Annotated in this window: 1 protein-coding gene; it reads left to right on the plus strand. The window is 65.3% G+C overall.

The annotated features are described in order from the left end of the window. The coding region (locus tag A7X97_RS00585; RefSeq protein WP_111007448.1) for a DUF481 domain-containing protein at positions 1-599 on the plus strand (599 nt) is incomplete at its 5' end. Positions 600-614: the final 15 nt, after the last annotated feature.

A 614-nucleotide genomic window follows, 5' to 3' on the forward strand; every position in this document is an offset into this window, starting at 1 on the left:
GGCCCTCCCCCGACGGCGACTGGGTGCACAGCATGGACCTGTTCGGCCTGCGCTCCAGCTCCAAGGTGACCGAGACCAATGACGACGGCACCACCACCCGCCGCAGCAACACCACCGCCAACCGCTACACCGGCAGTGCGGGCAGCGCGCTGCAGCTGGGCGAGCACCGCCAGCTGACGGCCACGGTGCGTACCGAGCGCGACGACTTCGCCACCTACGACCGCCAGAGCTCGTTCGGTCTGGGTTACGGCACCCGCCTGTGGAACACCGAGCGCTTTTCGTTCGACGCGCAGATCGGCCCCGGCGTGCGCCGTACCCACAGCACCGAGGATGACCGCACCCGTACCGGCATGATCGGCCGTGGCCTGTTCGACCTGAAGTACTCGCTGACCGACAACACCGACCTGGTGAACACGCTGCTGGTCGAGTCCGGTTCGTACAACACTTTCGGCCAGAACGACTTCGGTGTCTCGGTGAGCATGAACGAGCACCTGGCGCTGAAGGCCGGCTGGCAGGCGCGTTACAACAGCGACGTCGCTGTCGACAAGCGCAAGACCGATACGCTGACCACGATGAACGTGGTCTACAAGTTCAAATAAGCAGAACGGGCGCCC

The organism is Stenotrophomonas sepilia (genome assembly GCF_003244875.1).
Classification (GTDB): domain Bacteria; phylum Pseudomonadota; class Gammaproteobacteria; order Xanthomonadales; family Xanthomonadaceae; genus Stenotrophomonas; species Stenotrophomonas sepilia.